At 69.4% G+C, this 14087-nt stretch carries 11 protein-coding genes; 7 read left to right on the forward strand and 4 right to left on the reverse strand.

The window, feature by feature from the left end; translation table 11 throughout:
- The first annotated feature begins 20 nt into the window (after positions 1-20).
- Positions 21-3233: an acyltransferase gene (locus KF837_09235; protein ID MBX3227486.1), complete on the forward strand. Its 3213-nt coding sequence runs from the start codon at positions 21-23 to the stop codon at positions 3231-3233.
- Positions 3234-4493 (forward strand): carbamoyl-phosphate synthase, encoded by a 1260-nt coding sequence (locus tag KF837_09240; protein MBX3227487.1) that lies wholly within the window; start codon positions 3234-3236, stop codon positions 4491-4493.
- On the opposite strand, the gene KF837_09245 is transcribed toward KF837_09240, so the two are convergent.
- The 3 genes from KF837_09245 to KF837_09255 are packed head-to-tail and all read right to left on the reverse strand — an operon-like array spanning position 4490 to position 7618.
- Entirely contained in the window at positions 4490-5707 is a 1218-nt protein-coding gene (locus tag KF837_09245; GenBank protein ID MBX3227488.1) for a hypothetical protein, read from the reverse strand. The genes KF837_09240 and KF837_09245 overlap by 4 nt on opposite strands.
- Positions 5708-5741: 34 nt before the next feature.
- Positions 5742-6962 carry a hypothetical protein gene (locus tag KF837_09250; protein ID MBX3227489.1) on the reverse strand — a complete coding sequence of 407 codons (1221 nt, stop codon included), beginning with the start codon at positions 6960-6962 and terminating at the stop codon, positions 5742-5744.
- Positions 6963-7018: 56 nt separating this feature from the next.
- Positions 7019-7618 carry a hypothetical protein gene (locus tag KF837_09255; protein ID MBX3227490.1) on the reverse strand — a complete coding sequence of 200 codons (600 nt, stop codon included), beginning with the start codon at positions 7616-7618 and terminating at the stop codon, positions 7019-7021.
- A gap of 116 nt (positions 7619-7734) precedes the next feature.
- Here KF837_09255 and KF837_09260 point away from each other — a divergent pair, with 116 nt between their 5' ends.
- Positions 7735-9333, forward strand: coding sequence for a glycosyltransferase (locus KF837_09260; protein ID MBX3227491.1), 1599 nt, complete (start codon positions 7735-7737; stop codon positions 9331-9333).
- Between the two features lie 12 nt (positions 9334-9345).
- Here KF837_09260 and KF837_09265 read toward each other — a convergent pair whose 3' ends face one another.
- A complete protein-coding gene (locus tag KF837_09265; protein ID MBX3227492.1) occupies positions 9346-10152 on the reverse strand; it encodes a hypothetical protein in 807 nt (268 codons plus the stop codon).
- A gap of 67 nt (positions 10153-10219) precedes the next feature.
- On the opposite strand from KF837_09265, the gene KF837_09270 reads away from it, so the two are divergent.
- The 4 genes from KF837_09270 (at position 10220) to KF837_09285 (ending at position 13976) form a co-directional block, all read left to right on the forward strand.
- Positions 10220-10807 (forward strand): polysaccharide biosynthesis/export family protein, encoded by a 588-nt coding sequence (locus tag KF837_09270; GenBank protein MBX3227493.1) that lies wholly within the window; start codon positions 10220-10222, stop codon positions 10805-10807.
- The gene (locus KF837_09275) at positions 10788-11678 is read left to right on the forward strand and encodes a hypothetical protein (protein MBX3227494.1); all 891 of its coding nucleotides are present in this window, start codon (positions 10788-10790) and stop codon (positions 11676-11678) included. Before KF837_09270 ends, KF837_09275 begins: the two co-directional genes overlap by 20 nt.
- Before the next feature lie 58 nt (positions 11679-11736).
- Complete coding sequence (locus KF837_09280; GenBank protein MBX3227495.1) at positions 11737-12747, forward strand: polysaccharide deacetylase family protein; 1011 nt, start codon at positions 11737-11739, stop codon at positions 12745-12747.
- 125 nt (positions 12748-12872) lie between these two features.
- On the forward strand, positions 12873-13976 hold the full coding sequence (locus KF837_09285; GenBank protein MBX3227496.1) for an SMP-30/gluconolactonase/LRE family protein: 1104 nt from the start codon (positions 12873-12875) through the stop codon (positions 13974-13976).
- The last annotated feature ends 111 nt before the right edge of the window (positions 13977-14087 follow it).

The raw sequence follows: 14087 nt of genomic DNA on the forward strand, positions 1-14087 counted from the left end.
GCGCGGCGACGAGCCGCCGCATGCGTCTCGGCGTCGCGATCGCGGCGCTCGCGTTCTATGCGGTCTTCATCCTGCGAACGAGCTTCTCGCTCGGCGGGACCCGCTATTTCGTGCTGTTCGAGGACGCGATGATCTCGATGCGCTACGCGCGTCACCTCGCGGACGGGCACGGCCTCGTGTGGAACGTCGGCGAGCCGCCGATCGAGGGCTTCACGAACCTGCTCTGGGTCCTGTGGATGGCCGCCGCCCACAAGCTCGGTCTGTCCGAGTCGAAGATCTCGCTCTTCATCATGCTCACCGGCGTCGCGATCTTGTCGCTGACCGCCCTTGTTGCCTCACGCATCGCGAAGAAGGTCACGTCCTCGCCGTGGGTCCCGGTCGCCGTCCTGACCGCCACCCTCTTCTGTTACCCGCTCGTCTTCTGGACGCTGCGCGGGATGGAGGTCGGCGCGATGACGGTCTCCGTCTACGCGCTCTTGTGGCTCGCGCTCGAGAACGAAGACAGGTTCACGTTGCCGCGCGCGATCGCGATGGGCGTCGTCGCCGCCGCCGCGTTGCTCCTTCGCAGCGACGCGGCGGTGCCGGTCGGCCTCATCTGCCTCTACGCGTTCCTCACCGCGACGGGCGCGAACCGGTGGCTCCTCGCCGGCGTCATCGGCGTCATCGCCGGCGGCGCGGTCGGCGCGCAGATGGTCTTTCGCCGCTCGTACTTCCACGACACGGTCCCGAACACCTATTACCTGAAGCTCTACAAGATCCACACGCTCGACCGCGTGAAGCGCGGCGCGTTCGTAGCGCTCCAGGTCCTCGGCTTCCACCTCGCGATCCCGCTCTCGATCGTCCTCGCGAGCATCGGCATCGAGAGGCCCTCCTTCGCGTGGGCGCGCCGCGTCTGGGGGGACAAGACGAGCCGCCGCCTCGTCCTCTTCGGCGCGCTGTTCGTCGCGCAGGTCGCGTACGCCACGTACGTCGGCGGCGACGCGTGGGAGTGGATGATGTACGCGAACCGCTACATGAGCGCGGGCATGCCGGCGCTCATCGTGCTCGTCGCGGTGCTCGCCGAGCGCGCCATCTCCGCGCCTGCGGCGGAGCGCGAGGTCTTCGCGAAGCGGTTCGCCTACGCGCTCATCGCGTGCGGCGCCGTCCTCGTCGCCGTGAACCTGATCGGCAAGAAGGTCGACGAGCAGGGGATCGCCGCGACGATCAAGCTCGAGAAGACGCCCTTCGTCGCCGGCGCCGCGTTCCTCCTCGTCGGCGTGCTCCTTCGGATGAAGGCCACCGCCGCCGCGCTCGCGGAGGGGCTCGCCGCGCTGCACGCGCGCCTCTCGAGCCGCCGCACCGTCGCGTTCGCGACGCTCCTCGTCGCCCTTCTCGTCTGGCTGCCGTCGCATCTGCTCCCGTTCGGGCGCTGGGCGAAGGACAACGCCGCGCAGTACGCCGACGAGGCGCGGTACACGCGGCTCGGTCTCCTCATCAAGGCCGAGACGAAGGAGGACTTCCGCATCGCCGTCGCCGCGGCAGGGGCGACGCCGTACTTCGCGCAGCGCCCGACCGAGGACCTCCTCGGCAAGAACGACGCGCACGTCGCCCACCTCGCGCCGCGCGGCGTGTTCTCGCCCGGCCACGACAAATGGGACTACGCGTACAGCCTCGGCGAGCGCAACGCGCAGCTCATCGTCGAGGCGGTCGACCGCAACGACGCCGACGACGCGTACATCGCGAGCCTCGGCTTCAAGGAGCTCGGCGGCGAGACCGGCAACCACATGCTCCTCCGCGACGGCGCGGACGTGAAGGACCGGGAGCTCCTCGGCCTCGACCAGACCAACAACGACAACATCGCCGGCGCGCTCGCGTCGCTCGGGCACACGCTGCCGCCGGCCTTCGGCGGCGCCGACCTCGGCGTCGTCCTCGTCTTCGGCCTCGTCTCCGCCGCCGTCGCGCGGCGCATCGTCAAGGACGAGGACTCCTTCGCCGAGCTCTCGCCCGAGCCGCCGCCCGCGCCGGCGGAGCTCGACGAAGGACAGAAGCAGGCCCTCGCCGGCGCGGACACGCACGCGATCCCGACCTTGGACGGCCTCCGCGGCATCGCCGTCCTCGCCGTCCTCGCGTTCCACTTCGCGTGGACGTTCCCGGGCGACGATCCGAACGCCGCGCACGGCCTCGTCGACAAGATCGCGGTGCACCTCCACGCGTTCATGTGGTCGGGGTGGACGGGCGTCGATCTGTTCTTCGTCCTCTCCGGTTACCTCATTACGCGCGGCCTCGTCACCGACTCGAAGAAGCCGCTCGGCACGCGGATGAAGATGTTCTGGATGCGCCGCGTGCTCCGCATCTTCCCGCTCTACTACGCGGTGCTGATCGGCGGCACCGTCGTCACCCTCGCGCTCGGGGCGCAGTGGGTCCCGAACCTGCCTTATTGGCTCTACTTCCAGAACTACTCGCTCGCGTTCGATCCCGTCATCATGCGGTGGACGGCGCACTTCTGGTCGCTCGCGATCGAGGAGCAGTTCTACTTCGTGTGGCCGATCGTGGCGCTGATGGTGCCGCGCAAGAAGCTGATCCCGCTCATCCTCGGGCTCGTCGTCTTCACGGTGGGGCTCCGCGGGTTCCTCACGTTCAAGGGCGCGGACATCGGCATCTTCCAGCAGTGGTACGCGCACGAAGAGGGCGGCCTCGAGCACGGGATCGCGAAGTTCGTGTATCGCTGCACGTTCACGCGCGCGGACGGGCTCCTCCTCGGCGCCTTCGTCGCGGTGACGCAGCGCGAGGTCCGCCATCCCATCGCGCAGGTCTGGCGCCGCGTGCGGCTCCCGATCTTCATCGCGACCGCGCTCGCCCTCGCCGGGCTCTACGTCATGGCGACGGGCCTCAACGACTACGACCGCCGCGTGATCGGCGTCGGCTACTTCACCCTCGCGCTCCTGTTCGCGAGCACCGTGTCGCTCTGCGCCGATCACGTCGTCGGCGCTCGCGCGACGCGTTTCCTGTCGTCGAAGCCGCTCGTCGCGTGCGGGAAGGTGAGCTACGGCATGTACATCTTCCACTGGCCGCTCGTCGTCGTCGTCGTGCCCTACCTGACGAAGTGGCAAGCGGGCCAGTCGACCGTGACGCAGATGGCGATCGCCGGCGCGTTCGTCGTCGGCGGTATTGCGTTCATCTACGGTGTTGCATCTTTGAGCTTCCGCTTCTTCGAATCGCCCTTCCTGAAGTTGAAGGGTAAGTTCCACGGATAGATGAGCGTCCTACTCCTGGGAGCCGACTACTACGGGACGCTCGCCGCCGCCCGCGCGTACGGCCGCGCCGGCATCCGCGTCGTGATGGCCGACGACAACCGCCAGGCGCGCGCGCTCTACTCGAAGCACGTGAGCGAGAAGCTCACGCATCCGCCGCTCTCGAAGCCGAACGAGCTGATCGACTGGCTCGTCGACTACGGCAAGAAGAACCCCGGCACGCTCCTCTACCCGCCGAACGATCACCTCGCGTGGCTCTACGCGGCGCACCGCACCCGCCTCGACTCGTACTTCTCGATGTTCACGCCGCCCGAGGACGCGGTGTTCACGCTCCTCGACAAGAAGCGCCTCCACGCCGCGTGCGCGAACGTCGGCATCGAGCACCCCGTCACCCTCGCGCTCGCGGAGATCAGCGTCGACTCCACCTTCGTGCGCGCGGTGCCGTTCCCGGTCCTCCTCAAGCCGCGCACGCAGGTCTACCTCACGAGCGGCATCAAGGGCTTCATCGCGCACGACCACGTCGAGCTCGCGGCGGAGCTGAAGCGCTTCGAGGAGCTCGTCGCGTTCGATCCCGTCCTCACCGATCGCCACCCCGACGTCGCGGAGCCGATGCTGCAGGAGTACCTGACCGCGGCGGAGACCAACATCTTCAGCGTGTCGGGCTTCGTCACGCTCGAGGGTGAGGTCGTCGCGCGCGGCGCGCTCAAGGTGCTGCAGCGGCCGCGCAAGGTCGGCATCGGCCTCTGCTTCGAGGGACGCCCGGTCGAGCAGCCGCTCGCGGAGAAGATCGGCGCGCTGTGCCGGTCGATCGGCTACTACGGCGCGTTCGAGTCGGAGTTCATCGTCTACGGCAAGCGCCGGCTCCTCATCGACTTCAACCCGCGCTTCTACAGCCAGATGGGCTTCGACATCGCGCGCGGGCTCCCGATCCCGCAGCTCGTGTGGCACGCTGCGCGCGGCGAGAAGGACGAGGTCGCGGCGCTCGTCGCGAAGGCGCGCGCGTGGCGCTCGAAGGGCGACGAGGTCTACTGCCACAAGACGATGCTCGACCTCGTGCTCTCGCTCCAGGGCCTCTCCGGCCAGATGACGGCGGAGGAGGTGAAGCGCTGGCGCGTTTGGTACGCGAAGCACAAGAAGACCGCGACCGACGCGGTGCGCGACGACGACGACAAGATGCCGGCCGTGGTCGACGCCGCGCAGTGGGTCAGCCACTTCGCGCGCCACCCGCGGAGCTTCGTGCGGAGCTTCGTGTTGAACCGTTAACGCCAGAGGACGTAGAGCTTCCCGACCTCGGGCGACCTGTCGTCGTGCTCGCCCCAGTACACGCCTTGCGCGTCGGCGTGGAGGTTCCAGACGTTGCCCCGGTGGAGGACGAACCGCTCGCCGGTCGACTTGTCGAAGGCGAAGACGCCGCCGGTGTCGAGCGCGGCGAAATAGACGTAGCGACCGTCTACGGCGCTCGCCACGGCCGGGCCCACTTCGCCTTGGAGCCAGTACGTGAACACGCCGCCGTCGTTCCCGACGCGCCAGATCGACTGGTCCTTTCGTGCGGCGAACGTCGACTCGCAGTCCGTCCCCAGCGCGTCGGGTCCCTCGCTGTCGGACCCGCCTTCGGGGAGCGTCGCCCACGTTGGGTCGATCTGGGAGAAGCTCGGACCGGAGTGGCGCCGGACGGCCGCTTCGTCGAACGACGCGCCGAGGAGCAAGTCGCCTGCGTTCGGGACCACGTAGGTGAAGTTCCCGGTCGTGGCGATCTCGATCGAGCCGACGTTCGGCTTCGAGAGATCGAACAGGTGAACGCGGTTCCCTTCCAGCTGAAGGACGAGGAGGCCCGGACGCGGGCGGTAGAGCTTATGCACGAGCCCGCCGGCGTTGCCGACGTATTCCGGTTCGCACGGCGCGGCGCAGTCACGGCGCACGCGGCGGATGATCGACTGTCCTTCGTACGCGGCCCAGTAGACGTGATCGCCGTCGAGGACGAGCGCCGTCGTGCGCGTCTGCCCTTCGACGAGCGTCTCGGCCGCGCTCGGTGCTGCCTTGCGGACGCGCCGGATCCGCGCGATGCCCTTGCCGTTGTAGGCCTCGCTCCGCGCGATGCCCGCGTCGCGGTGCTCCTCGAGCGTGATGTGCTGCGCGACCCAGAAGACCGCGAGTGAGTCGCTGTCGAGCTGGAACGGGAACTCGACGGCGTCGGTGGGCGGCGACGCGAGGAGGTCCTTGGTCTTGCCGGAGATGCTGTCGGCCACGGGCGCGGGGCACGGAGGGTTCAGCGCTGCGTCGTACGGCTCGCGATCCGGAGGCGCGCCGTCGGGGATCGGCGGCGTGTCGACGTCGAGGACGGTCCCGTCGGTGCCAGGGGTCGGAGGCCCGCCGTCCGGCAGCTCGTCGCCGTCGTTCGCGGCCGTGAACGACGAGCACGCGAACGCGATGGCCCCGGCGCTGAAGACGAGGAAGAGAGCAAGTCGCGAGCGGCGCACGCGGTCGAGGATAGCGTGTTTGGTGGGGCCGGGCTCAGCGTCGGAGCGTGTAGAGCTTGCCGGCTTCGACCGAGCGCTCGTGCTCGCCCCAGTACACGCCGTCCTTGTCTGCGAAGACGTGCCACACGTTTCCCTTGTGGAGCGTCAGCATCGATCGCGTCTTCTTGTCGATCGCGTAGACGCCGCCGGCGTTCCATGCAGCGAGGTAGACGTGGTGCGCGTCGATCGAGGTCGAGACGAGCTGGCCCAGGTCGGCGCCGGCGTCGAGCCAGCGCGAGAAGGTGCCGCCATCGCTCTCGACCCGCCACACCGCGTCGTCCCAGCGAGCGGCGTACACGGCGGTGCAATCGGCGCCGAGCGTGACCGGGCCTTTCTCCTGACCGGACGAGGGCGCGGGGAGCTTCGCCCACCCCGGGGTGAACGCGGAGAAGGTCGGCCCGGACGCACGCCCGATCGTGTCTTCGGAGGACGCGCCGATGAAGAGGTCGCTGCCCGCCGTCGTCGCGGTGAGGAAGGGGTTCGTGGTCGTCAGCTTCGTCACGCCCGGCGGGGTGGTGGTGACGTCGAGGAGGTAGCCGTCTTTGTTCTCGCGCCGGAAGAACAGCTTTCCGTCCGCGAGCCGCTGCAGGTGATCGACCGCGGCGACGTCGAGGTCGGCGACGGGCTCGGGCGTGCACGGAGCGACGCAGTCGCGCCTCACGCGCCGGATCGCGGTCGCGGATCCCGAGATCGCGACGGGCCAGTAGACGTAGTCGCCGTCGAGCGCGATCGTCGTGGTCCGCTGTTGTTCGATGACGAGCGTCTCGGCCTGCGCGCCTGGCTCCTTCGAGACGCGTCGGATCCGGCTCCGCGCGAGCCCGTTGTAGGCGTCGATGACGGCGCTACCGTTCTCGTCGAGCTGCGCGATCGTGATCGCTTGCGCGGCCCAGAAGACCGAGCGCGAGTCGGTGTCGATCTCGAACGGGAACTCGACCTCGCCCGCCGGCGGCGTCGCGAGCACCTCCTTCGACCGGGAGGGGAAGGTGCCTGCGGTCGGGTCGGGGCACGCAGGGTTCAGCGCGCCGAGGGCGAGCGAGCCGTCGGGCCCCGCGTCGTCCGACGCCGACGGCGCGTCCGGCTCGTCGTTCGAGGCGGCAGCGTCGACGGCGCCCCCTGCGTCCGGGCGCGCTTGCTCGTCGTCGCTCGCGTACGTCGAGCAAGCGACCACGATACCGCCGGCGAGAGCGAGCAAGGACGCGAGATGGATCGCGCGCATCTTCACGAGCATAGCGCCGCACGGAAGGGGGGCTCGGCTCCTTTTGTGGGGCGAGCTTAGCGCCGGACGACGTAGATCTTGCCGGCGTCGGGCCCGGGTTCGTGCTCGCCCCAGTACACGCCCTGCAGGTCGGCGTGGACGCCCCAGACGTTGCCGTTGTAGATGTGTCGCCAATCGCTGGATGTCTTGTCGAACGCGAAGACGCCGCCGGCGTTGTACGCGGCGAAGTAGACGTAGCGGCCGTCGGCGGCGCTCGCCACGGCTTGGCGTGCGCCGGCGTCGAGCCATCTCGTGAACGTGCCGCCGCCGTCGTTCGGGACGCGCCAGATCGACTGGTCCTCTCGTGCGGCGTACGTCGATATGCAGTCCGTCGCCAACGCGTCGGGGCCCTTGTGATCGGAGCCGCTGTCGGGGAGCGTTGCCCACGACGGCTCGATGTTGTCGAGGCGCAGACCGGAGAGGCGCTGGACGTTGGGGTCGTCGATGGATGCGCCGACGAACACGTCGCCTCCGCCGGAGGTGACGTACGTGAAGGCCCCGGTCGTGACGCGCGGGCTCGAACCGTCCCCCGGCTGCGCGAGATCGAACAGGGCAACCCGGTTCCCCTCGAGCTGAAGGACGAGGAGACCTGGACGCGGGCGGAAGAGCTTCCTCACGCGCCCGGCCACGGTCCCGACGTCCTCCGGTTGACACGGCGCACGGCAGGCGCGGGCGCTCCTTTGTGTGGCGAGGACTGGGCCGGCGCGCGAAGATCGAGCCTCGAATGATCGACATGGCGCGGCGGTTCGGCGATGGCATCTGGGCGAGCGTCGTCATTGCGACCTACAACCGGCAGGAGCTCCTGCGGCGGTTGTTGATGCAGCTCGACTCACAGACGATCGATCCTTCACGCTACGAAGCGATCGCGATCGACGACGGGTCGAAGGAGGACACGAAGAAGGCGCTGTCCGATCTGCGCACGCGCTACGTGCATCGCATCGAGCGGCAGGAGAACGCCGGGGCGGCGGCGGCGCGGCAGCGGGGGGTGGAGCTCGCGAGCGGGCGCATCATCGTCTTCCTCGACGACGACATGCAGGTGCGCTCCGACTTCATCGAGCGGCACCTCGATCGGCACGACGGCGTGACCACCGTCGTGCTCGGGCGGCTGCGGCCCGACGCGAAGCTCGCGGAGATGCCGCTCTTCGAGCGCTTCTACGCGCGCGTGATGGCGAGCCAGAACGACGAGCTCGCGTCGGGGAAGCCCGTGCGCGGGCACAACATCTACACCGGCAACGTCTCGATGCCGAAGGCGCTCTTCGTGCGCGCGGGCGGGTTCGATCCCGCCTTCCGCGCGCTCGAGGACGAGGAGCTCGGCGTGCGGCTCGAGAAGGCGGGGGCCACCTTCGCGTTCGCGAACGACGCGGAGAGCGTCCACGGCTCCGACTGGACCTCGATGCAGAAATGGATGGAGCGCGCGTACCGCGACGGCGTCTACCAGACCAAGCTCTCGAAGAAGCACCCCGACATGCCGGAGTCGAGCCCGTGGCGCTTCCTCCCCAACCTGAACCCGGTGTCGCGCCCGTTCATGGCGCTCTCGCTCGCGGCGCCCGCGGCGGCGAAGGTCGTCGCCGGCGCCGCGATCCGCACCGCGTCGACGCTCGACAAGGTCGGCCTCGAGCCCGTCGCGATCGCGGGGATGACGTTCGTGTACGGCATTCAATACTACCGCGGCGTGCGCTCCGAGGTCGGCGGCGCGCTCGACGCGCGGCGCGAGTACGGCGAGTTCAAGCGCGGCGTCGCGCTCCTGCGGAAGGGCGACGACTCGTCCGCGTTCAAGGCGATGCGCGAGGCGATCGCGGAGGACCATCGCGTCATCCAGATGTACGCCGAGAAGTACGAGGACCGCGCGAGCGAGAGCAGCTTCGCCGGCGACGCGGTGAAGAAGATCGGGTTCCAGCTCATGATCGCGTACCGCGTGATGCGCGCCTTCCGCGCGGCGGGCCTCCAGCTCGGCGCGCAGTTCATGTCGCGCACGATCCGGCACGCGTTCTCGTCCGACGTCCACTGGGACGCCGACCTCGAGCCCGGGATCATGATCGTGCACGGCTTCGGCCTCGCGATCAGCTACGCCGCGCGCGCGAGGCACGGCTGCATCCTCTTCCAGAACGTCACCCTCGGCTACGGGCCGGACCCGATCACGAAGGAGGCCGGCGCGCCGCTCCTCGAGCGGAACGTCCACGTCGGCATCGGCGCGACGCTGTTCGGTCCGATCGTCATCGGCGAGTCGTCGAAGATCATGGCCAACTGCGTGCTCTCGCGCAGCGTGCCGCCGCGCTCGATCGTCGAGGCGCCGATCCCGAACGTCGCCGCGCGCGCGCCGGCGCGCTCGTGACCTTCCTGACCTTCACGAACCTTCGCGCAGGCGCGTGACCGCGGCGCGGAGCGCTTCCATCAGCGGCGCGAGCGCGTCGTCGCCGTTTGCGCAGCGTTCGGTGAGCTTGGGGCCGAAGGCGTCGCCGCCGTCGGTGAGGGCCTGCGCCAGGATCCCGAAGAGGCGCGGCGTGGCGTAGAGCGACATGTCGGTCGGCGCGCGCTTCGGCGTCGTGCGATCGACGAGCTCGGTGATGCGCGCGAGCTCGTCCTCGAGCGCGGGCTTGCCCTTCGCGCGGAGCGCCTTGTCGAACGAGTGGATCGCGGCGAGGAGCACGTGACGATGGCCGAAGAAGGCGTGGCCGTTCTTCGAGGCGAGGACGAACGCGACCGCGAGCACGGGGCACTCCTCGAACAGCTCCTTCGACGCGGGCTCGCGGATGACCGACTCGAGGCGCGGCGTGTCGAGCACGGCGGCGATCGCCTCCGCGAACGCCGCGAACACGAGCCCGTTCTTCGCCGCGGTAGGATGCCCCGTCGCGTAGCGCTCGAGGAAGCTCTGCGTCGAGCGCGGCGCCGGTCCGGTGAGGAGCTCCTCGAGGTACTTGGTGAAGAGCGCCTTCTTCGCGCCGCCGCGCTGCTCGACGAGCACCGACGCCTCGATCGCCTTCGCCGAGATACGCTCCCCCACGATCGCCCGCACCGGCGGCATCTCGTAGAGCACGGCGCTGAGGTGCGCCGGGGACGTCATCGCGTGGCCGTTCGCGTTCGACGCGTTCTGCGCCGCGGTCATGAGGTACCGCACGGCGTAGGGCCAGTCTTCCATCGTCAGGATGCGCATTTCTGTGGAGGATAGCGGTTCGCAGCCGCAGGACGTCCTGGCCCGGCTCGTGTATGATCGCGGCGACATGAGTCCTTGGCTCCGCATCGTTCTTTGTGCCGCGCTCGCCGGCGGCTGCGCGTCGACGGGCCCCTACGTCTGGGCCGACAGCTTGCCCGCCTCCGCGAGCGGCTCGACCGACGGCGTGATCATCCAGGACGGCGATGTGGTGAACGTCCGCGTCTTCAACCAGGAGCCGCTCTCCACCCACGAGAAGGTGCGACCCGACGGCAAGATCTCGATGCCCGTCATCGGCGAGGTCACCGCCCGCGGCAAGCGCCCGGCGCAGCTCGCCTCGGAGATCCAGGACCGCCTCAAGTCGGTCGTCGTCGCGCCGTCGGTCACGGTGACGATGGACGCGGGCGCGGAGCTCCGGGTCTCCGTCGTCGGCGAGGTGAGGAACTCGGGTGTGTTCCAGCTCGATCACGGCGCGAACGTGCTGCACGCGCTCGCGGCGGCGGGCGGCCTCTCCGAATACGCCGACGCGGACAAGGTCTTCGTCGTTCGCAAGTCGCTCCCCCAGCGCGTGCGGTTCCGCTACCAGGACCTCCGGTCCGCGGATCCGAAGAGCATCGCGTTCCAGCTCCAGGCCGGCGATGTCGTCGTCGTCGAGTAAGCTCCTCTTCCTCATCCTCCCCGGTGTCCTCTTCGCCGGCTGCGACGATCCGAAGCCGCCGCCCGTCGACGACTCGAAGGTCGTGCGCCTCGTCTCCGAGGGATGCAACACCACCGCGCTCGGCGCGCCGAAGGGGTTCTTCGCGCAGACGCAGGTCGAGATCGGGAGCAGCACGCGCACCTACGACTGGATGATCCCGGAGGCCCACAACGGGCAGGCGCCGATCCCGCTCGTCTTCGTCTTCGGCGGCGATCTCCAGAAGGGCGCCGACGCGCGCGCGAAGTACCCGCTCGAGGCCGCGACCGCCGGCGCGGCCGCGTTCGTCTGGCCCGATCCCGACACGTCCGGCCGGTGGGACATCGAGCGGGGCGGCGAGGGCAACGGCGACGTCGCGCTCTACGACGCGATCCGCACCTCGCTCGGCAAGTCGCACTGCATCGACATCAACCGCGTCTTCGTGACCGGTCACTCGCGCGGCGCCTACTTCGCGAACCACCTCGGCTGCTTCCGCGGCGGATCGATCCGCGCCCTCGCCGCGCACGGCGGCGGCGGCCCCACGAGCGAGGACGCGCTCGACTTCAGCGAGCGTGGTCAGCTCAACTGCCCGGAGAAGCCCGTCGCCGCGATCATCACGCACGGCGCCGACGACACGGAGGTCGAGCTCAAGGAGGGCCAGGCCACGCGCGATCACTGGGGCCGCGTCAACTCGTGCCGCACCGGCGGCCTCGAGGGCTTCGACCCTGCGCCGTGCATCCAGCTCTTGAACTGCGCCTCCGATCGCCCGGTCGTCTACTGCGAGGTCCCGGGCATCGGCCACGACCTGTGGTCCCTCGCGCCGCGCGCGACCTGGTCGTTCTTCGACTCGCTCTGAACCTCGCTCTGAAAACCCCGCGCGCGAGCCGGACCGTGCCGTGCATGGTCGCGGCGTCATGTTCGACGTTCCTCGTGTTGGTGCGGCCTTCGTGTTGGTCGCGCTCGGTGTTGGTTGTCAGAGCTCGAGCGCGAAGCCTTCGCACGCGTGCTCGGAGGCGCAGGCGCTGCAGAGCGCGAAGATGCGCGGGAACGGGCTTCCGCCGAAGACGATCTCGCTCACGTTCGACGACGGACCCGGCGTCCGCACGGTCGAGCTCTCGCATTGGCTCCGCGATCAGGGCGTGCGCGTCGCGTTCTTCGTCAACGGCAAGAACGTGCCGGCGGGCGCGGAAGGTGAGGCGGTCCTGCGCGCGATCGTCGACGACGGCCACGTCCTCGGCAACCACACCGAGACGCACGCCGACCTCACGAAGCTGACGCCGGAGGCGATCGTCGACGAGGTCGCGCGCACCGACGCGATCATCGCGCCGTTCGTCCCCGATCAGCGCTTCATGTTCCGGCCGCCGTACGGCGCGTGGAACGACGCGGTGCTCGCCGCGCTCGACGCGTCGCCGATGAGCAAGTACGTCGGCCCCGTCGACTGGGACCTCGGCTTCCAGTGGGGGCCCGGCATGGCCGCGGACTGGGACTGCTGGAGCCCGAACGGCGCGTCGGATCCACCCGTCGTCGACGTCGCGACGTGCGGGGACCTCTACCTCCAGCAGATCCGCGCGGCGGGGAGCGGCGTCGTGCTGCTGCACGATCCGTATTTCATCGACGACAAGAAGGAGAACGGCGGCACCGTCGACATGGTGATGAACATCGTCCCCGTGTTGAAGGCGGAGGGCTTCACGTTCGTGCGCGTCGACGAGGTGCCTTCGCTCGCGGCGGTGCTGCCGCCGCTGGCGACGCCGGTCGCCGACGCGGGCAGCGACGGCGCGACGTCGTCGTCTTCGTCGACTTCGTCCTCCGCGAGCTCGAGCTCGAGCACGGGAGGCGCGGCAATCGATGCTCCTACCGCTTCGGCGAGCGGTGGCAGCTCTGATCCCTGTTCGTCTTCGCCACAGACCCGCGCCACGAACCACTGAAAAATGCGCGGGTTCGCGCGTGCCTCGAGCTGGGCACGACGACTGCTTGAGGCAACGACACAACCCCGACGACGCTGCCCGTCGCCACAACCCAAGTCTCACGAATCATCTTTTGGAGCCGAACGATGAACCGCATTCTGCCGCTGCTTGCTCTCACCCTCTTCGCCGTCGCCTGCGGGAGCAGCGACAAGAAGACCGCCACCAACGACCAGACCCCCGATGGCCAGCAGGCGACGAACCCGGACGGGACGCCGATCGATCCGGACGGCCTCGGCGGCGGTGACCCCGCGCTCGCGGGCACGAACCCGATCGAAGGCATCGGCGAGGTGCAGGCGATCATGGAGCCGGGCACGTTCACCGACGGCCCGGTGTGGTCGGAGAACGGCGGCGCGCTCTACTTCTCGACGCCGCTCGGCGACGGCGGTCTCTACCGCATGCTCCCCGACGGCCGCGCCATCGAGGTCCGCACCGGCGTCGCGCTCGAGGGCTCGCAGCCGATCGGCAACACGGTGCACCCCGGCACCGGCGAGATCATCACCGCGGAGGCGAAGCGCATCACGAAGACGACGTTCGAGGCGGTCCTCAACGCGCCGGCGTCGGTCATCACCGCGAACTACGATCCGTCCTCGCAGCCGGGGCAGACCGATCCCTACGCGCCGCCGCCGCCGCCGCCGGGCGACGGCAGCTTCGATACGCTCAACGACGTCGTCGCGCGCAAGGACGGCACGCTCTACGTGACCGACCCCGGCTACTTCGTCGAGGGCGGCCCCGCGGTCAATCGCATCTTCCGCGTCCTCCCGAACGGCGGCCCCGCCCTCATCGTCGACGCGTTCGAGGACATCCCGAAGCCGAACGGCATCGCGCTCTCGCCGGACGAGAAGATCCTCTACGTCGGCTTCACCGCGCCGACGCAGGGCACGGTCCCGTACATCCGCAGGTACGCGCTGAACGAGGACGGCTCGCTCGCGGGCTTCGAGAAGTTCATCGACCTCGGCGCGGAGTCGGCGCCGGACGGCCTCGCGGTCGACCTGGCGGGCAACGTCTACGTCGCGACGACGGGAGGGGTCGAGGTCTTCAAGCCCAACGGCGAGCGCTGGGGCGGCATCGCGGTGCCGGAGACCCCGACCGGCATGACGTTCGGCGGTCCGGAGATGAAGACGCTCTACATCACGACGCAGGGCACCCACATCTTCCAGATCACGACGAACCTCGCGGGCCTCTCGCAGTAGCACGCACTTCGTACTTCGCGACGGCAGCGTCGTCCCCACGCAGCGCCACGGCTCTCCGCCGTCGGCGCTGCGTTCTTTTTCGGCGCGCGCCGCCGTAAGGAACTTCGTCCA

The sequence above is a fragment of the Labilithrix sp. genome, assembly GCA_019637155.1.
Taxonomy (GTDB): domain Bacteria; phylum Myxococcota_A; class Polyangia; order Polyangiales; family Polyangiaceae; genus Labilithrix.